Here is a 19,370-nt window from a genome sequence, read left to right as displayed (position 1 = left end):
GCGGTGGCCCTCGACCAGAAATGTGAACGCTAACAGTGCGGGAGAAGAAGTGAGTACAGGTGAGCCGCTGGTCGTCGGCGTCGACTTCGGGACGCTGTCCGGCCGGGCCGTCGTGGTCCGCGTTCGCGACGGCGCGGAACTGGGCAGTGCGGTTTCGGAGTACCGCCACGGCGTGATCGACCGGATCCTGCCGGAGACCGGGCACGGTCTGCCGCCGGACTGGGCGCTGCAGGTGCCGTCGGACTACGTCGACGTCCTCCGCACCGCCGTGCCGGAAGCCGTCCGCGCCGCCGGGGCGGACCCCGCCGACGTGATCGGCATCGGCACCGACTTCACCGCTTGCACCATGGTGCCGACCACGGCCGAGGGCACACCGCTGTGCGAACTGCCCGGGTTGGCCGGGAATCCACACGCCTACGTGAAGCTGTGGCGGCACCATTCCGCGCAGCCGCAGGCGGACCGGATCAACGCGCTGGCGCGAAAGCGCGGCGAGTCTTGGCTTCCGCGCTACGGCGGGCTGATCTCCTCGGAGTGGGAGTTCGCCAAGGCGCTGGAGGTCTTCGAGGAGGCGCCCGAGGTCTACGACCGGATGCGGCACTGGGTCGAACTCGCCGACTGGATCGTCTGGCAGCTCACCGGGACCTACGTCCGCAACGCGTGCACCGCCGGGTACAAGGGCATCCTCCAGGACGGCCGCTACCCGAGCGCCGAGTTCCTGGAGGAGCTCGCGCCCGGCTTCGGGTCCTTCGTGGACGACAAACTCGTGCATCCGCTGGGCGCCCTAGGCGCCAAGGCGGGAAGCCTGAGCGCCCAGGCGGCGGAGTGGACAGGGCTGCCGGAAGGCATCGCGGTCGCCGTCGGCAACGTCGACGCGCATGTCACCGCGCCCGCCGTCCAGGCGGTGGAGCCGGGGCAGATGGTCGCGATCATGGGCACCTCGACCTGTCACGTGATGAACGGCGCCGAACTGCGCGAGGTGCCGGGGATGTGCGGCGTCGTCGACGGCGGAATCGTTTCCGGGCAGTGGGGCTACGAGGCCGGGCAGAGCGGGGTCGGCGACATCTTCGCGTGGTTCGTCGAACACGGTGTCCCCGCGTCCTATGTGGACGACGCCAGGGAAGCGGGGATCTCCGTCCACGAACTGCTCACCCGGCTCGCCTCGGTACAGGAGATCGGTGAGCACGGACTCGTCGCGCTCGACTGGCACAGCGGGAACCGGTCGGTGCTGGTCGACCACGAGCTCTCCGGAGTCGTCGTCGGGCAGACGCTCGCGACCCGCGCCGAGGACACCTACCGCGCGCTGCTGGAAGCGACCGCGTTCGGCACCAGGACGATCATCGAGACCTTCGAGCGCGCCGGGGTGCCGGTCACCGAACTGATCGTCGCCGGCGGCCTGGTCAAGAACCCGCTGCTGATGCAGATCTACGCCGACGTGACGAATCTGCCGCTTTCGGTGGCCGGTTCGGCGCAGAGTCCCGCGCTGGGCTCGGCGATCCACGCCGCCGTCGCCGCAGGAGCACATCCGGACGTGCCTGCCGCGGCGCTCGCGATGGGCTCGGTCCGCCGCGCAGTCCACCGGCCGATCGCCGAGAACGTCAAGGCCTACAACGATCTTTACGCCGAGTACGCCGCGCTGCACGACTACTTCGGCCGCGGGACCAACGACGTCATGCACCGGCTCGCCGCCCGCCGCCGTGCCGCCAGGAAAGGACAGCACCGATGAGCCTCGCCGTGGAGATCACGGACACCTTCGAAGAACTGCGGGACACCGTCGCCCGGTTGCACAGTGAGCTGACCCGCTACGAGCTGGTCATCTGGACCGCGGGCAACGTGTCGGCGCGCGTCCCCGGGCACGACCTGATGGTGATCAAACCGTCTGGCGTGTCCTACGGCGACCTGACCGCCGACACGATGGTCGTCACCGACCTGTACGGAGAAGTCGTCCACGGCGACTTGGCGCCGTCTTCGGACACGGCCGCGCACGCCTACGTCTACCGGCACATGCCCGAGGTCGGTGGAGTGGTCCACACGCATTCGACGTACGCCACCGCCTGGGCGGCGCGCGGGGAGCCGATCCCTTGCGTGCTCACGATGATCGCGGACGAGTTCGGCGGCGAGATCCCGGTCGGGCCGTTCGCGCTGATCGGCGACGACTCGATCGGCCGGGGCATCGTCGAGACCCTGCGGTCCAGCCGTTCGCCCGCGGTGCTGATGCGCAACCACGGCCCGTTCACCGTCGGCCGCACCGCACGGGACGCGGTCAAGGCCGCGGTCATGGTCGAGGACGTCGCGAAGACCGTCCACATCGCTTCCGCGCTGGGCACGCCGGAACCACTGTCCGAACAGGACGTGGACCGGCTCTACGCGCGCTACCAGAACGTCTACGGCCAGCAGGGAGAGAAGTGAGCACACAGCGGAAGACCGAGGTCTGGTTCCTCACGGGGAGCCAGGCGCTTTACGGCGAGGAAACCCTCGAACAGGTCGCGGGCCAGTCGTTGCAGATCCAGCGGATGCTGGCCGACACCGGCCGGATCTCGGCCGGGATCGTCGCGAAGCCGGTGCTGACCGAGCCGTCGGCGATCCGGCGCGTGATGCTCGAGGCGAACGCGGACGACGCCTGCGTCGGCGTGATCGCGTGGATGCACACTTTCTCGCCGGCGAAGATGTGGATCATCGGCCTCGACGCGCTGCGGAAACCCTTGCTGCATCTGCACACCCAGCTCAACGAGGCACTGCCATGGCAGTCCATCGACATGGACTTCATGAACCTGAACCAGGCCGCGCACGGCGACCGCGAGTTCGGCTACATCCAGACCCGCCTCGGGGTGCCGCGCAAGACCATCGCCGGGCACGCGGCGGATCCGTCGGTCGCCGACCGGATCGACGCCTGGGTCCGCGCGGCGGTCGGCCGTCAGACGATCGGCTCGCTCAAACTCGCGCGGTTCGGTGACAACATGCGCGACGTCGCGGTCACCGACGGGGACAAGGTCGAGGCGGAGCTGAAGTTCGGCGTCTCGGTGAACACCTACGGCGTCAACGAACTCGTCGCGCTGGTCGACGCGGTGCCCGACGCCGAGGTCGACACGCTCGTCGAGGAGTACGCCGACTCGTACACGCTGGCTCCGGAGCTGACCAAGGCGGGCGAGCGGCACGAATCGCTGCGCTACGCCGCCCGGATCGAGCAAGGGCTTCGCACGTTCCTGACGAACGGCGGTTTCGGCGCGTTCACCACGAACTTCGAGGATCTCGGCGGCCTGCGGCAGCTCCCCGGGCTCGCGGTGCAGCGCCTGATGGCCGACGGCTACGGCTTCGGCGGCGAGGGGGACTGGAAGACGTCCGCGCTGCTGACCGCGGTGAAGGCGATGGGCCGCGACTCCGAGCGGGGAACGTCCTTTATGGAGGACTACACCTACCACTTCGGCCCCGGCGAACCGAAGATCCTCGGCGCGCACATGCTCGAGGTCTGCCCGAGCATCGCCGCCGCCAAGCCGTCGTGCGAGATCCACCCGCTCGGTATCGGCGGCCGCGAAGATCCCGTCCGGCTGGTGTTCGACGCCGCCGCCGGTGACGCCGTCGTGATCGGCCTCGCCGACCTCGGCGACCGGTTCCGCCTGGTGGCCAACGAAGTCGAGGTCGTCGCGCCGGACGAGCCACTGCCGAATCTGCCGGTGGCACGCGCGGTGTGGAAGCCGGCGCCGTCGCTGGCGACGTCCGCCGAGGCGTGGATCACCGCGGGCGGGCCGCACCACACGGTGCTCACGCAGGCGGTCGGCGCCGAATCGATCCGGGATTTCGCCACCATGCTCGACGTCGAGCTGCTGGTGATCGACCAGAGCACGACCTCCGCCTCGATCGCCGACCGGATGCGCTGGAACCAGGCCTATTACCGGCTCGCACAAGGATTCTGATCGGTCCTCACCGGAGAGAAGGAACAATGAAGTTCACGAAACTGGCCACACTGGCCGTGGCGGTCGGCCTCGGTGCCGCGCTCACGGCCTGCGGTTCGAGTGAGAAATCCGTCGATCAGCAGGCGGCCGCGAGCGGCGCCGCCGGCGGTCTCGTCGGCGTCACCATGCCGACCAAATCGTCGGAGCGCTGGATCCACGACGGCGACAACATCAAGGCGGCGCTGGAAAAGCTGGGCTACCAGGTCGACCTGCAGTACGCCGAGGACGACATCCCCACCCAGGTCAACCAGATCGAGAACCAGATCACCAAGGGTGCGAAGCTGCTCGTGATCGCCTCGATCGACGGCACCGCGATCACCACCCAGCTGCAGGAGGCCGCGGACAAGAAGATCCCGGTCATCGCCTACGACCGGCTGATCCGCAACACCCCGAACGTCGACTACTACGCGACCTTCGACAACTTCAAGGTCGGTGTGCAGCAGGCGACGTCGCTGCTCACCGGGCTCAAGGTGCTCAAGGAGGACGGTTCGCCCGGCGAGGGCAAGGGACCGTTCAACGTCGAGCTCTTCGCCGGTTCGCCGGACGACAACAACGCGACGTTCTTCTTCAACGGCGCCATGTCGGTGCTGAAGCCGTACCTCGACAACGGGACGCTGGTCGTCAAGAGCGGCCAGACCGCGTTCAACGTCGCGGCGATCCTGCGCTGGCAGGCGGCGACCGCGCAGCGGCGGATGGAAGACCTGCTGACCAAGACCTACAGCTCCGGCGACAAGGTGCAGGGTGTGCTCTCACCGTACGACGGGCTCTCCATCGGCATCCTCTCCGCGCTGAAGAGCAACGGCTACGGCACCCCGGGCCAGCCGTACCCCGTGGTCACCGGCCAGGACGCCGAGGTCGCGTCGGTGAAGTCGATCATCGCCGGCGAGCAGTACTCGACGATCTTCAAGGACACCCGCAAACTCGCCGAGACCACGGTCAAGATGGCCGACGCGGTGCTCAAGGGCGGCAAGGCCGAGACCAACAACACCACCGACTACAACAACGGCCAGAAGGTCGTCCCGGCGTTCCTGCTGGAGTCGGTCATCCTCAACAAGGGGAACTACCAGAAGGAACTCATCGACTCGGGCTACTACAAAGCGGAACAGCTGAGGTAGCGACGTGACCGACGAAATCCTTCGGATGCGGGGGATCACCAAGACCTTCCCCGGCGTCAAGGCGCTGCAGGACGTCAACCTGTCGGTGCGCCGGGGAGAGATCCACGCGATCTGCGGCGAGAACGGCGCGGGCAAGTCCACGCTGATGAAGGTGCTTTCGGGTGTCTACGCGCACGGCTCGTACGACGGCGAGATCGTCTTCGACGGTGAGCCGTGCGCGTTCTCCGCGATCCGCGACAGCGAACGCCGCGGCATCGTGATCATCCACCAGGAACTCGCGCTCTGCCAGCAGCTGTCCATCGCGGAGAACATCTTCCTCGGCAACGAGAAGGCGCGCGGCGGACTGATCGACTGGAACCGGACCAACTCCGACGCGGGCGAGTTGCTGCGGCGCGTCGGCCTGCGAGAGAACCCGGTGACGCCGGTGCTCGACATCGGCGTCGGCAAACAGCAGCTGGTGGAGATCGCCAAGGCACTGTCCAAAGAGGTCAAACTGCTGATCCTGGACGAGCCGACGGCGGCGCTGAACGACGACGATTCGGCGCATCTGCTCGAACTGTTGCGCGGCCTGCGCGACGACGGCGTCACCTGCGTCCTGATCTCGCACAAGCTCAACGAGATCGCCGCGATCGCCGATTCGATCACCATCCTGCGGGACGGCAGGACGATCGAAACGCTGGACGCGGCCGCGGTCACCGAGGACCGGATCATCGCCGGGATGGTCGGCCGGAAACTGGAGAACCGGTTCCCGCCGAGAGAACCGCGGATCGGCGAGGAGGTCCTCCGGATCGAGGACTGGACCGTGCACAGCCCGACGCAACACGGCCGCGTCGTCGTGGACGGCGCGAGCCTGACGCTGCGGCGCGGCGAGATCGTCGGGCTGGCCGGCCTGATGGGCGCCGGACGGACCGAACTCGCGATGAGCGTGTTCGGCCGCTCGTACGGCAAGGACATCTCCGGACGGCTGGTCAAGGACGGCAAGGAGATCGAGGTGCGCACGGTCGGCGACGCCGTCGCCAACGGGATCGCGTACGCCACCGAGGACCGCAAACGCTACGGGCTCAACCTCATCGAGGACATCCAGCGCAACATCTCCGGCGCCGCGCTGGGCAAACTCGCCCGGCGTGGCTGGGTGGACGAGAACGAAGAACACCGTGTCGCCGAAGAATTCCGCAAGAGCATGAACATCAAGGCACCGGACGTGCGCAGTGTGACCGGCACGCTCTCCGGCGGCAACCAGCAGAAGGTCGTGCTGTCCAAATGGATCCTCACCGATCCGGACGTGCTGATCCTCGACGAGCCCACCCGCGGCATCGACGTCGGCGCGAAGTACGAGATCTACACGATCATCAACCGGCTCGCCGATGAGGGGAAGGCCGTCCTGGTCATCTCGTCCGAGCTGCCGGAGCTACTGGGTCTGTGCGACCGGATCTACACGTTGTCGGCCGGCCGGATCACCGGCGAGGTCGGCCGGGCCGAGGCCACCCAAGAGGTCCTCATGCGGGCGATGACCAGGGAACAGGAGTAAGACATGAGCACCGCCTCCGCCGACACCGTCACCGGTGTCCCGGACCAGCAGGGAGCCGGGCCGGCCAGGGCGCCGCGCCGGATCTCGTTCAACCCGCGCGAGAGCGGCATCTACGTCGCGTTCGCGCTGATCGTCGTGTTGTTCTCGATCCTCACCGGCGGCGCGCTGCTGGAACCGCAGAACATCTCGAACCTGATCGTGCAGAACTCGTACGTGCTGATCCTGGCGATCGGCATGATCTTGATCATCATCGCCGGGCACATCGACCTGTCGGTGGGTTCCGTGGTGGCGCTGACCGGCGCGATCTCGGCCGTGCTGATGGTGAACATGGGCATGGCGTGGCCGCTCGCGCTGCTGATCACGCTGGCGGTCGGCGCGGTGATCGGGGCGTGGCAGGGGTATTGGGTCGCCTACTTCGGCATCCCGGCGTTCATCGTGACGCTGGCCGGGATGCTGATCTTCCGCGCCCTCACCCTGACCGTGCTCGGGAACCAGGGGATCGGGCCGTTCCCGGACGAGGTGCGGACGCTGGCGAACGGGTTCACCGGCGGCTATCTCGGCAACATCGGGCTCGGTCCGCTCGGCGGCGCCGACGTGGTCAGCCTGCTGGTGGGCGTCCTGGCCATCGGCGGCGCGGTCGTCTCGCGATGGCGCAAGCGCACGGCCCGGCTGAACTACCTGCAAGAGGTGGATCCGCTGCCGATGTTCCTGCTGAAGATCGCCGCGGCGGCCGCCGTCGTGCTGTTCGTGGTGGTGCAGCTGGCGCGGTACAAGAACCTGCCGTGGGTGCTCATCCTGCTGTCGGTGCTGGTGATCGGGTACTCGCTGGTGACGACGCGCGCGGTGTTCGGCCGCCACATCTACGCCATCGGCGGGAACCTCCAGGCCGCGACCCTGTCCGGCGTCAAGGTCAAGGCCGTGACGTTCTGGATCTTCGTCAACATGGGCGTGCTCTCGGCGCTGGCCGGGATCATCGTGGCCGGACGGCTCAACCAGGCCGGTCCGACCGCGGGCAACATGTTCGAACTCGACGCGATCGCCGCGGCGTTCATCGGCGGCGCCGCGGTGCAGGGCGGGGTCGGCAAGGTGGTCGGCGCGATCACCGGCGGCCTGATCATGGGCGTGATCAACAACGGCATGTCCCTCATCGGCGCGCCGACCGAAAGCGTGAACCTGGTCAAGGGGTTCGTGCTGCTCGTCGCAGTCGCCTACGACATCTGGACCAAACGGCGGGCCCGTACCGCCGCCTGATGGTGGGCGCGGTCGGGGGTGCGTCGCGAAAGCCACTTTCGCGACGTCGGATGTCCTGAAAGTGGCTTTCAGGACATCCTTGCCCGGGCCATGCGCACCGATGCCCACCCCAGCCGTGCTCCCACTGGGCAGGTTGCGAAAGCCACTTTCGCAACCTTCAACGTTGCGAAAGTGGCTTTCGCAACGCCTTCGACCAACGCGACCCACGCCTCACCCCGGTTTCCTCGCAACGTCGCGAAAGGAAGTTGCTGTGCGCAGCAGGTCAATCCGGATCAGTGTGCTGTCCCTGACCATCGCCGCCGGTGTCCTCGTGCCCGTTCAGACCGCTTCGGGCCAGACACCGGCGACCGACTACAGCCTCGCCGTGGACGCGGCGGGACGTGGTGCCACGATCGACCGTTCGATGTACGGCGTCTTCTTCGAGGACATCAACCGCGCGGCGGACGGCGGGCTGTACGCCGAACTCGTGCAGAACCGGTCTTTCGAGTACGACAAGGCCGACAACGCGTCGTACACGCCGTTGACGTCGTGGGCACCCACGTCGCTCAATGGGGGCTCCGGCACGGCGACGGTGGCCGACGACGACCGACGGCTCAACGAACGGAACCGCCGCTATCTCAAGCTCGACCTCGCCCGTGGCGAGTACGGCGTCGCGAATTCCGGCTACAACTCGGGGATCCGGGTTGAGTCAGGCAAGCAGTACGACTTCTCGGTGTTCGCCCGGACCGATCGCGCGGGTACACCGCTCACGGTGGCCGTCACCGATCCGGCGGGCAAGGCGCTCGCCGATCCGCTGCGGGTCCAGGTCCGCGGCGACGGCTGGGTGAAGTACACCGGCAGCGTCCGGGCGCGGGAATCGAGCGCGCTGGGCAGGCTCGCGCTGACCGCGTCGGGCGGCGGGACCCTGCGGCTGGACATGGTGTCGCTGTTCCCGCGCGACACGTACAAGAACCGGGCAGGCGGCATGCGGGCCGACCTCGCGGAGAAGATCGCCGCGCTCAAGCCCGGTTTCGTGCGGTTCCCCGGCGGCTGCCTCGTCAACACCGGCAGCCACCAGGGCTACGAGGCGCCGAACTGGGAGCGGAAGCGTTCGTACCAGTGGAAGGACACCATCGGCCCGGTCGAGCAGCGGGCCACGAACGCGAACTTCTGGGGCTACAACCAGTCCTACGGCATCGGCTACTACGAGTACTTCCAATTCTCCGAGGACATCGGCGCGATGCCGCTGCCGGTGGTGCCGGCGCTGGTCACCGGCTGCGGGCAGAACAAGGCGACCGACGATCCGGCGTTGCTGCGACGGCACATCCAGGACACGCTCGACCTGATCGAGTTCGCCAACGGCCCGGTCACCTCGACCTGGGGCAAGAAGCGGGCCGAAATGGGGCATCCGGCGCCGTTCAACCTGACGCATGTCGGCGTCGGCAACGAGGAGAACCTGCCCGACGAGTACTTCGCCCGCTTCACCGAGTTCCGCAAGGCGATCGCGGCGAAGTACCCGGGGATCACGGTGATCGGCAACTCGGGACCGGACGACACCGGCGCGACGTTCGACCGGCTGTGGGACCTGAACCGGAACGCGAAGGTCTCGATGGTCGACGAGCATTACTACAACAGCCCGCAGTGGTTTCTCCAGAACAACCAGCGCTACGACACCTACGATCGCAACGGCCCGAAGGTCTTCCTCGGCGAGTACGCGTCGCTGGACAACAAGTTCGGCAACGCGCTGGCCGAAGCCGCGTACATGACCGGGCTGGAGCGGAACGCCGACGTCGTCAAGCTCGCGTCGTACGCGCCGCTGCTGGCGAACACCGACTACGTGCAGTGGAAACCGGACATGATCTGGTTCGACAACCAGCGTTCGTGGGGGTCGGCCAGTTACGAGACGCAGAAGCTGTTCATGACCAACGTCGGCGACCACGTGGTCCCGAGCAAGGCCTCCGCCACGCCTGCCACCGTCGCGCCGATCTCGGGCGCGATCGGACTGTCGACCTGGGCCACGAGCGCGGCCTACGACGACGTCAAGATCACGTCGGCCGACGGTGCGCAGCTGTTCTCGGACGACTTCTCCGGCGACGACTCACGCTGGTCGAAGGTGGCCGGACGGGGATCGTGGGCGGTGTCGAACGGGGCCTACGTCCAGTCGGACCAGGCCGCCGAGAACACCCTGGTGACCGCGGGGGATCCGTCGTGGAGCAACTACGACTTCTCCGTGAAGGCGACCAAGACCGGCGGCAGGGAAGGCTTCCTGGTCGCGTTCGGCGTCAAGGACACCGGCAACAACTACTGGTGGAATCTCGGCGGCTGGAACAACACCGTCTCCGCCGTCGAGAAGACCGAAGGCGGCGGCAAGCAGACCCTGCTCCAGAACGACACCAAGATCGAGACCGGCAAGCAGTACGACCTGCGGGTCGAGGTCCGCGGCCGTCAGGTGACGCTGTTCCTCGACGGCCGGAAATGGGGCTCGTTCACCGACGACAAGGTCGCCGAACCGTTCCGCCAGGTCGTCACCCGCGACGTCAGGACCGGCGAACTCGTGGTCAAGGTGGTCAACGCCCAGACCTCGGCCGCCCGCACCCGGGTCGATCTCGGCGGCCGCGTCCAGCCAGGTTCGACCGCCCGTGTGACGACGTTGCAGGGCTCACCGGACGACGTCAACACCGCATTCGCCACACCGATCGCGCCGCGCGAATCGCGGTTCTCCGGCGTGTCGAACAGCTTCACCTACACCTTCCCGCCGAACTCCGTGACCTTCCTGCGGTTCCCGGCCCGAGTGAGGGGATGACCATGACGATCGACCGTCGTGACCTGTTCAAAGCCGGAGGCGGGCTCTTGGCCGCCACCGCCGTCGGCAGCCTGGCGCCGGGTACGGCCCAGGCCGCCGAGGCCGGTCCCATGTCGTTGACCACCCGGAACCCGCTGGTCGAACAGCGTGCCGACCCGTTCATCACCCGGCCGGTGAACGGGATGTACTACCTGACCGGTTCGGTGCCCGAATACGACCGGATCGTCGTACGCGGCGCCGCCACGATCGACGGCCTGGCCACCGCCAGGGAGACGACCATCTGGCGACGGCCGTCGTCCGGGAAGATGGGCGGCCACATCTGGGCGCCGGAACTGCACTGGATCGACGGGCGCTGGTACGTCTACTTCGCCGCGGGCGACTCGGACGACGTGTTCCGTATCCGGACGTACGCGCTGGAGTCCACTTCGGACGATCCTCGAGCGGGCACGTGGGTGCTACGGGGGCAGATGGTGACCAAGTGGGACACCTTCACGCTCGACTCGACGACGTTCGAGCATCGCGGCAAACGGTACTTCGCCTGGGCGCAGAGCGAACCCGGGATCGCGACCAACAGCAACGTGTACCTCGCCGAGATGGCCTCGCCGCTGGCGATCAAGGGTGATCCCGTCCGGCTCGCGGTGCCCACGCTGCCGTGGGAGATCCAGGGATTCAAGGTCAACGAGGGGCCGGCGGTGCTCATCCGCAACGGGCGGGTGCTCATGACCTATTCGGCGAGCGCCACCGACGCCCGCTACTGCATGGGATTGCTCACCGCGGACGAACGTTCGGACCTGCTCGACCCTCGTTCGTGGACGAAGTCACCGCAGCCGGTGTTCACCACAAACGAGGCCACCCGGCAGTACGGACCGGGGCACAACTCGTTCACTGTCGCCGAAGACGGGTCCGACGTGCTCGTCTACCACGCCCGCGACTACCGCGACATCACCGGCGATCCGCTGTACGACCCGAACCGGCACACGAGAGTCCAGCGGCTGTACTGGAACGATGACGGGACGCCGAGTTTCGGCGTCCCGGTCGGCAACGGCGGGCCTTGTGTCCGACTGTCCCCTTTGGACGATCCCGCGCTGTACGTGCGGCACTACGAGTACCGGCTGACGGCGGATGGCAACGTCCGTGAGCTCGCCGACTCGCAGTTCCGGATCGTCGGGGGATTCCGCGGAGCGGGAACCGTCGCCCTGCAATCGGTGAACTTCCCGGACCGCTACGTCCGGGTGGTCGATGCCTCGACCGTACGGATCGATCCGTACGACGAGAGCGACGCCTACGGCCGGGCGGCGAGTTTCACCCAGGTGCCGGGCCTTGCCGACCGGCTGGCGGTGTCGTTCCGCCTGCCGGGTGAACCTGCCACCTATTTGGCCCACGACAAGGGAAGGATCTTGGTCTTCCGTCCCGGTACCGCGGTGCGGGATCGTCAACGGGTCAGCTTCCGGCTCAGCTGAACTTCCTGGGAGGTCGAACGCAGTGCTGCGAACACGCCCCATCGTCCTGGTCCTGGCGATGCTCGCCGGGACCCTGGTCGCGGCCGTCACTCCGGCCGCCGCCGATGTCCAGTCCTACCTCGACGATCCACGGAAGGTCGCCGAAGGTCAGGAGCCAGCGCACGCATTTCTTCGTCCTTACGCCGATGTCTCCGCCGCGGCTCGCCGCGATGAACGCAGCCCCTACACACAGTCGCTCGACGGCAAGTGGCGGATCGCGATGGCGGACAACCCGTCGCAGGTACCGGCGGGGTTCCACGAGGACGGCTACGACACGTCGCGCTGGCGCGAGGTGTCCGTCCCGCACACGTGGCAGACGGACGGTCTGGATCACCCGATCTTCCGCAACATCGCCACCGAAATCCAGCCCGACGACCCGCCGCGCGTCCCGCGGGACGTCAACCCGACCGGCGCCTACGTCCGTGACTTCACCCTGCCCGCGGACTGGACGGAACGCGAGACCTTCCTGCGCTTCGAGGGGGTCACGTCGGCGTACTTCGTCTGGGTCAACGGCAAGTACATCGGCTACGACCAGGGCGGCTACACGCCGGCGGAGTTCGACATCTCCTCCGCGCTGCGCCCCGGCCAGAACCGCATCGCCGTGCAGGTGCACCGCTGGAGCGCGGGTGCCTATCTGGAGGACGTCGACCAGTGGCGGTACTCGGGCATCTTCCGCTCGGTGACCCTGCATTCGGCGCCGGGGACGTTCATCCAGGACGTGGGACTGACGACCGACCTCGACGCGGCCTACACCGACGCCACCCTCAAGGCCGCGGTCGAGGTCGCCACCAAACCCGGTGGGATCACGGGCAGGCACCGGGTCGGGCTGAGCCTGCGCGACACCGCGGGCAAGGAGGCCGGGTCCGTGAGCGGCGAGGTCGACGCCGGTGGCAAGACCACGTTGAGCCTGCCCGTCCGTAACCCCGCGAAGTGGACCGACGAGACGCCGAACCTGTACACGGCTGTCTTCACGTTGACCGCGCCCGACGGCCGCGTCACGCACATCACGAGCGAGACGGTCGGGTTCCGCGAGATCGAGATCCGCGACAAGCAGTTGCTGGTCAACGGGAAACGGGTGCTGTTCAAGGGTGTCAACCGGGCGGAGACCGACCCGGATCACGGCAGGCACGTGCCCCGGCGGGCGCAGGAACGCGACGTCGCGCTGATGAAGCAGCTCAATGTCAACGCGGTTCGCACCTCGCATTACCCGTCGGACCCCTACTTCTACGAACTGGCCGACCGGCACGGGCTCTGGATCGACGACGAGATCGACATCGAGACCCACAACCACGAGAACTGCGCTCAGTATTGCCAGGCGAACGACCCGGCCTGGCGGGACGCGTTCTTCGACCGCATGATCGGCATGGTCGAACGGGACAAGAACCATCCGAGCGTCTTCCTGTGGGACACCGGCAACGAGGCGGGCCTCGGCGCGCATCACTTCGCGCTGGCGGAATGGCTGGACGCGAACGAGCCGACCCGGCCGATCTACCACCAGTCGAACAACCCGGACGGCGACGCGCCCTTCGCCGACGTGTGGGGGCCGCGGTATCCGTCGCCGGAAAAGTTCGCCGAGCAGGCGAAGAACACCACCAAGCCGCTGATCTTCGGCGAGTACGCCCACGCGATGGGCAACAGCCTCGGGAATTTCCGGGAGTTCTGGGACACGATCCGGGCGAACCCGCAGACCCAGGGCGGGTTCATCTGGGACTGGGCGGAGCAGAACATCCGGCAGCGGATCCGGACCACGCCCGATTCGTCGGGCAACGACATCTCGGCTCATCTCAGCGGTGAACCGGACCTGGTCGACGGCCATCGCGGCAAGGCACTGGCGCTGTCCGGACTGGACGATTTCGTCGAGGTCTACCGCGATCGCAAACTCGACATCACCGGTAAGGCGCTGACCCTGGACGCCTGGGTGAAGCCGGGCAAGTGGACCGGCGACTTCCGTATCCTCGGCAAGGGCGATCATCAGTACGCGCTCAAGATGAAGACGCAGGACACCCTGGAGTTCTTCATCCACAGTGGAACTTGGCAGGCGGTGCAGGCCAAGGTGCCCGCCGACTTCTACGGCAACTGGCACCGGGTGAGTGGCACCTACGACGGCACGGCCTTGCGGCTTTATCTCGACGGCAAGGAGGTCGGCAGCAAACCGTTCACCGGCGCGATCGACCCGTCTTCGGCGGAGGTCAACGTCGGCCGCGACTTCGAGACGTCGTGGAACGACCCGTCGAACATCGGCTGGATGGGCCGCGGCGCCGTCGACGACGTCCGCATCTACGACAAGCCGCTATCCGCCGCGGAATTGGCCGGCCTCACCCCGGCTGGCGGGGCCGTCCTGGCACTGGACTTCGACAGCGTCACGGACCGGGGGAGCCACCTGTCCTATGGCTCCAGTCTGTCCGGTGTGGACGGTCTGATCGATTCGGATCGTTCGGCACAGCCGGAGACCGCGCAGATGGCGTGGGCACACCAGCCGCTCCGGTTCGCCTACTCGGGTGGTTCGTTGTCGGTGACCAACGAGCGGCAGTTCAAGGGCACCGATGAGCTGAACCTGCGGTGGCGGATCCAAGAAGGCTCACGGATCGTCGCCCGCGGCGAACAGCCGTTGCGGGTCGGCGCGGCGGCGACCGGGCGGGTCGCCGTTCCGGTACCGCCGAATCCCGCGGATCGCGAGCGTTTCCTCACCGTCGAGGCGGTGACGACCCAGGGCGAGCCCATGCTCGCGCGAGGGCACGTCCTGGCTCACGACCAGTTCTCCCTGGGCGGTAAGCGGATTCCGGGCCTGGACCGGACGCCGCTCGACGGAAAGGCCGTCGGAGTCGTCGAGGACGCGGGTTCGGTGACGGCGTCGGCGGCCGGGGTCACGTACAAGGTGGACAAGGCGAGTGGTGCGCTGACGTCCATCCGGCATCAGGGCAAGGAACTGCTGACCGCCGGACCGAAACTCGACGCGTGGCGGGCACCCATCAGCAACGAGACCTTCGCCTGGGGCAGGGCCGAGGGCGAGGACTGGCGTAAGGCAGGCCTGGACCGGCTGAAGACCACGGTCACGGGGGTGCGGGTCGAGAAGGACGGCTCGCGAAGCGTGCGGGTGATCGTCGACAGTCAGGTCGCGGCGCCGGACGTCGCCGGGGCGTGGTTCGACCAGACGATGACCTACACCGTCGACCGGACCGGAACCCTGAGCCTCGGCAACAAGGTGGTGCCGCAGGGGAGCGTCCGCACGCTGCCGTATCTGCCCCGGATCGGCGTCGCGCTGGCGGTGCCGGACCGGTATGACCGGTTCGCCTGGTATGGGCGAAAAGCCGAGAGTTACGTCGACCGCCGGGACGGGACACCGATCGGCGTGCAGTCGAGCACGGTGGACCAGCAGTACGTCGAGTACCACCGGCCGCAGGACCACGGCAACCACACCGACAGCCGATGGGCGCTGCTCACCGACGGCCGGACCGGCGGCCTGCTGGTCGGGGGAGCGAACGACGTCAGCGTGACACCGTTCGACGACCTCGACCGGGCGGCGTACCCGTTCCAGTTGCAGCGCAACAAGGGCTGGTTCACGCTGCACGCGAGCCACGCGGTGACCGGGGTCGGGGACACGCCGAACCCGGTGCGGGAACGCAGCCAGGTCCAGCCGGACAGCACGTACGAGTACACGCTGTCGCTTCGGCCGTTGACCCAGCAGGAAGCGCGGGCGGGGTTGCCGGCCGGCGGCTGACCTTCGGACGTCGCGAAAGCCACTTCACCTCATCGGGTGTGGTGGCTTTCGCGGCATCGTCCGGCTAGAGGAACAACTTGTAATTGAGGACGATATAGCCGGAATTGCCGTCGATCTTGACATCGTTCACGCTGAGCCATCCGGCCGTTCCCTTGGATGTCCGCAGGCAATGTTGGCCACCGGTGAACAGCACCTCGGGTCCGGGAACTTTTCCCTTTCCCTCGGAAACGATCTTCGGGCACTGCGCCTTGGCTTCCTGTTCGGTTCCGTAGTAGTAGAAAAGGCCTGATCGATTGGACGCCAAATAGTTTCCGTCGAAGTGGAGGTCTATGTCGCCATTGGGGCCGGAGGTGGACACCGGGGTGACGCGGGGCTCGTCGAGGTCGGCCCCCATGTCCGCGTCGATTTTCACCTGCTCGGGAACGGCTTCGGCGGGCTTGTTCTCCTGTTCCCCCGCGCTGGTGACTTCTTGCGGCGATGACGCGGATGGCACCGCGGCGCCTTTCACCGGCTGCGAACCGGTGTTGATGAGTGCCACGACCACCGTGCCCACAAGGCCGACCACCGCGGTTATGACGGCCGCCAAAATCGCTCCACGTCGGCTGACAAGCGCCGCGGTCACTGCCGGTTCCGCGGTATCCGCATTTCTCGCGCGGTCGGTTTTCGACCGGCCGCTATCGTTGTTCGTCACCTGGTCTCCCCTGTCGAAGATGCCGACGGAGACTACAACAAGATCGAAAAGGCATACGGGCGACCGTGTTGCCCACTGATTCGATCAATGGCAATTCTCCGGCGCGAAGTCATCAAGACAGACGGCACACTCGGTTCACCCCACGGGACCACAGCCTCGGTATCGGAACACGCACGGTCCGCCGCTGTCCGGGTGATGTCAGGCTGGGGTCGCACTCTCCACCCGGGGTAGTCGCTAGTCTTGATCTTCGACTGCGAAGGAGACTGAATTCATGGCGGAATGGGCCGATCTGGTCGCGTTCGTACGGCACGAATATCGGGTGGTGAAGGACGAACCGGACGAAATTCGCATCCGGTTGTCCTACGGTGACGACGACTACGAAGAGCGGGCCCAGACCGTGGTCATCGCACGGGAGGTCTTCGACCGTCGTGAGGACTGGGTGCAGATCGCGACGCCGTTCGCGCGCGTCGACCAGGTCGACCTCGCGAGCGTGCTGACGGAGATCGGCAACACGATCGTCGTCGGGGGACTGGTGGTCATGGGAGACCACCTGGTGCTGCGCCACTCCCTGCCCTTGGTGAACCTCGACATCAACGAGTTCACCGACCCGCTCGAACTCGTCGCGGGTTCGGCGGAGCTGTTGGAGCAGCAGTTCACCGGACGCGACGACTACTGAGCCGCGTGACCTCGTCGAACGAGGTCACGCGTTCGCATTCCTCTTCCGTGAGCTTGTTGATCGCTGCCCGGTACGCCTGCGCTTGAGCCGTACCGGACAATTCTCCCTGGAGAAGGAGTGGGAGTCCGAGTTCGAAACCGCAGCGTGCACGCACTCCGTAGCGGTGCCGGGTGCGGGCGACGGCGGTGGCGACGCGGAGCCCGTGCTCGGTGCCCGGCGGTGTCGCGGGTCGGTCGGTCTCGATGGCCGCGAACCGGAATCCGTTGGCCTGGTCGCATTTCCCGCAGCCGGTTGGCCCCGCGCCGAGCGCGTTGCCGCAGTCGTCGCAGGCCAGCCTGTCGAGGGCCGCGTCGACCACACGCCATTCGAACGCGGAAGTGTCGGCGACGACCAATTCGGCGAGGTCGTTCTCCGCTTCCGTTCCGGCGGTGACACCGTATTCGTCGAGGAAACGTCGCCAGCGGTCCTCGATGCTCGCTTCGACGGCCACCAGGGCCCTGGCGGGGCCGCCGCCGCGCGGAAGAGTGGTCATGGCGAGACCCTAACCGCGTTCCTCCTGGCTGTCTCCGTGGATAAGGTGTGCGATATGGGTTCCTCGAGATGGGGTGGGCTCGCGGCCCTGCTCGCCGGATTCTTCGTGCTCCTGCTGGACACGACCATCGTCGCGGTGGCGAGCCCGAGCATTCAAGCCGAACTGGGCGGGGACGTCGCCGCCTTGTTCTGGGTGACCGCGGGCTACCTGCTCGCGTTTTCGGTTCCGCTCCTGGTCGCCGGCAGGCTGGGAGATCTCTTCGATCCGAAGCGTGTCTACCTTTTCGGCATGGGAGCCTTCGGCGTCACCTCGGCGTTGTGCGGGCTCGCGCCGTCGATCGGCTGGCTCATCGCGTTCCGGATCCTGCAAGGCTTGGCGGCGGCCGCGATGTCGCCGCAACCGCTCACCTTGATCCGACGACTCTTCGCCGAAGACGAGAGAGGGCGCGCGTTCGGCATCTGGGGCTCCGTGGCGGCGGCCGCCACCTTGCTCGGCCCCATTCTGGGCGGGCTGTTGACGGCGAGCCTGGATTGGCGCTGGATCTTCTGGGTCAACGTGCCGCTCTGCGTCGTCGCCGTGGTCATGGGCATCCGCCTGATTCCGGGAAGCCCGGGAAGCATCGCACGCTTCGATCTGCTCGGCGCCGCGTTGAGCACGGCCGGTCTCAGCCTCCTCGTGTGGGCCTTGCTGTCCTGGCGCCCGCTTTCACTGCCCGCGACCGCTCTTGCCATCGCGTTGTTCATCGGTTTCTGGTTCCGGGAACGCGGGCAAGGCGCGGACGCCCTCGCACCCTTGCGGCTCTATCGCTCGTCCGGGTACTTGTCCGCGAGCCTCGCGATGGCGTCACTCGGCGCGACGGTCCTCGCGATGGCACTGCCCACCATGCTCTACATCCAAGAGATGCGCGGTTTCGGCCCGATGGAAGCCGCGATGGTCCTGGCACCGGACGCCGTCGTCGCGATCCTGCTGTCGCCACCGGCCGGCCGCTGGGTCGACCGGGTGGGCGGGCGACGGCCGGCGATACTCGGCATGAGCCTGCTGGCGGTGAGTCTGCTGCTCATCGGGCTGGTAGTGGTGCTGAGCCTGAATCCCTGGTGGATCTCGGTGGGCGCCGCGCTTCTGGGTGCTGCCAACGCTCTGGCGTGGTCACCGCTGTCCGCCATTGCGATGGCGTCCGTCGAACCCGATGCCGCGGGCGGCGCCTCGGGACTGTTCAACACGGTTCGGCAGGTGGGTGCGGTGGCCGGGGTGGCGGTGACGGGCGCGATCCTGGCGGGGCTTGACGCGCGGCCCGTGTTGGCTTTCGGTGTCGTGTTCGGGTTTGTCGGTCTCGTCGCCGCTGGTGGTGTCGCTGCCGCACTTCGACTTCCGGAGCGCTCCCGAAGACCTTCGCAATTAGTCGACTAATTGCATTTCGGGTGTCTTACGCAAGGTGATTCAGGTTGACGGCATGATTCACTCGTCCGTGGTGACTGTTCTTTTCGGTGGTTGCTTAAAATTGCGAACGCCTGTTCGATTGTTTTGGGGTATTATTGTGGGGTGTCCGAGACTTTCCTTCCCGAGTTGCCGCAGGAACTGTGGCGCGCCGGCAAGCTGGAGCTTGCCCATGGCGTGCAGCAGTCCTTGCAGGT

The 19,370-nt window shown here is 67.1% G+C and carries 13 protein-coding genes; 11 read left to right on the top strand and 2 right to left on the bottom strand.

What is annotated here, in order from left to right; genetic code table 11:
• Nucleotides 1-49: 49 nt before the first annotated feature.
• The 9 genes from araB to ACIHAO_RS27225 all read left to right on the top strand — a co-directional run bounded on the left by araB (nucleotide 50) and on the right by ACIHAO_RS27225 (nucleotide 15,840).
• Complete coding sequence (araB, locus tag ACIHAO_RS27265; protein ID WP_396562431.1) at nucleotides 50-1,723, top strand: ribulokinase; 1,674 nt, start codon at nucleotides 50-52, stop codon at nucleotides 1,721-1,723.
• Complete coding sequence (locus ACIHAO_RS27260; RefSeq protein WP_125782774.1) at nucleotides 1,720-2,406, top strand: L-ribulose-5-phosphate 4-epimerase; 687 nt, start codon at nucleotides 1,720-1,722, stop codon at nucleotides 2,404-2,406. The genes araB and ACIHAO_RS27260 overlap by 4 nt, the downstream gene beginning before the upstream one ends.
• Complete coding sequence (gene araA / locus ACIHAO_RS27255; RefSeq protein WP_396562428.1) at nucleotides 2,403-3,908, top strand: L-arabinose isomerase; 1,506 nt, start codon at nucleotides 2,403-2,405, stop codon at nucleotides 3,906-3,908. The genes ACIHAO_RS27260 and araA overlap by 4 nt, the downstream gene beginning before the upstream one ends.
• 26 nt (nucleotides 3,909-3,934) lie before the next feature.
• Entirely contained in the window at nucleotides 3,935-5,062 is a 1,128-nt protein-coding gene (gene chvE / locus ACIHAO_RS27250) for a multiple monosaccharide ABC transporter substrate-binding protein (protein ID WP_396562426.1), read from the top strand.
• Nucleotides 5,063-5,066: 4 nt separating this feature from the next.
• Nucleotides 5,067-6,590 carry a multiple monosaccharide ABC transporter ATP-binding protein gene (mmsA, locus tag ACIHAO_RS27245; RefSeq protein ID WP_396562424.1) on the top strand — a complete coding sequence of 508 codons (1,524 nt, stop codon included), beginning with the start codon at nucleotides 5,067-5,069 and terminating at the stop codon, nucleotides 6,588-6,590.
• 3 nt (nucleotides 6,591-6,593) lie between these two features.
• The gene (gene mmsB / locus ACIHAO_RS27240; RefSeq protein ID WP_396562422.1) at nucleotides 6,594-7,841 is read left to right on the top strand and encodes a multiple monosaccharide ABC transporter permease; all 1,248 of its coding nucleotides are present in this window, start codon (nucleotides 6,594-6,596) and stop codon (nucleotides 7,839-7,841) included.
• A 250-nt stretch (nucleotides 7,842-8,091) separates the two neighbouring features.
• On the top strand, nucleotides 8,092-10,623 hold the full coding sequence (locus tag ACIHAO_RS27235; protein WP_396562420.1) for an alpha-L-arabinofuranosidase C-terminal domain-containing protein: 2,532 nt from the start codon (nucleotides 8,092-8,094) through the stop codon (nucleotides 10,621-10,623).
• A gap of 2 nt (nucleotides 10,624-10,625) precedes the next feature.
• Nucleotides 10,626-12,083, top strand: a complete 1,458-nt coding sequence (locus tag ACIHAO_RS27230; RefSeq protein WP_396562418.1) for a family 43 glycosylhydrolase — start codon at nucleotides 10,626-10,628, stop codon at nucleotides 12,081-12,083.
• 22 nt (nucleotides 12,084-12,105) lie between these two features.
• Entirely contained in the window at nucleotides 12,106-15,840 is a 3,735-nt protein-coding gene (locus ACIHAO_RS27225; RefSeq protein ID WP_396562416.1) for a glycoside hydrolase family 2 TIM barrel-domain containing protein, read from the top strand.
• 64 nt (nucleotides 15,841-15,904) lie between these two features.
• Here ACIHAO_RS27225 and ACIHAO_RS27220 read toward each other — a convergent pair whose 3' ends face one another.
• On the bottom strand, nucleotides 15,905-16,531 hold the full coding sequence (locus tag ACIHAO_RS27220; protein ID WP_396562414.1) for a hypothetical protein: 627 nt from the start codon (nucleotides 16,529-16,531) through the stop codon (nucleotides 15,905-15,907).
• Nucleotides 16,532-16,802: 271 nt separating this feature from the next.
• Between ACIHAO_RS27220 and ACIHAO_RS27215 the strand changes: the two genes are divergently transcribed.
• On the top strand, nucleotides 16,803-17,207 hold the full coding sequence (locus ACIHAO_RS27215; protein ID WP_396562412.1) for a hypothetical protein: 405 nt from the start codon (nucleotides 16,803-16,805) through the stop codon (nucleotides 17,205-17,207).
• Here the strand turns inward: ACIHAO_RS27215 and ACIHAO_RS27210 are convergent.
• Nucleotides 17,185-17,739 carry a hypothetical protein gene (locus ACIHAO_RS27210; RefSeq protein WP_396562410.1) on the bottom strand — a complete coding sequence of 185 codons (555 nt, stop codon included), beginning with the start codon at nucleotides 17,737-17,739 and terminating at the stop codon, nucleotides 17,185-17,187. The genes ACIHAO_RS27215 and ACIHAO_RS27210 overlap by 23 nt on opposite strands.
• A gap of 36 nt (nucleotides 17,740-17,775) precedes the next feature.
• On the opposite strand from ACIHAO_RS27210, the gene ACIHAO_RS27205 reads away from it, so the two are divergent.
• Nucleotides 17,776-19,146 (top strand): MFS transporter, encoded by a 1,371-nt coding sequence (locus ACIHAO_RS27205; protein ID WP_396562408.1) that lies wholly within the window; start codon nucleotides 17,776-17,778, stop codon nucleotides 19,144-19,146.
• The last annotated feature ends 224 nt before the right edge of the window (nucleotides 19,147-19,370 follow it).

Origin of the sequence: Amycolatopsis sp. NPDC052450 (genome assembly GCF_044547565.1) — a bacterium.
In the GTDB taxonomy this organism is placed as follows: domain Bacteria; phylum Actinomycetota; class Actinomycetes; order Mycobacteriales; family Pseudonocardiaceae; genus Amycolatopsis.
Note: the sequence above shows the minus strand (reverse complement) of the source record. Positions and strands in the feature narration are given on the sequence as shown.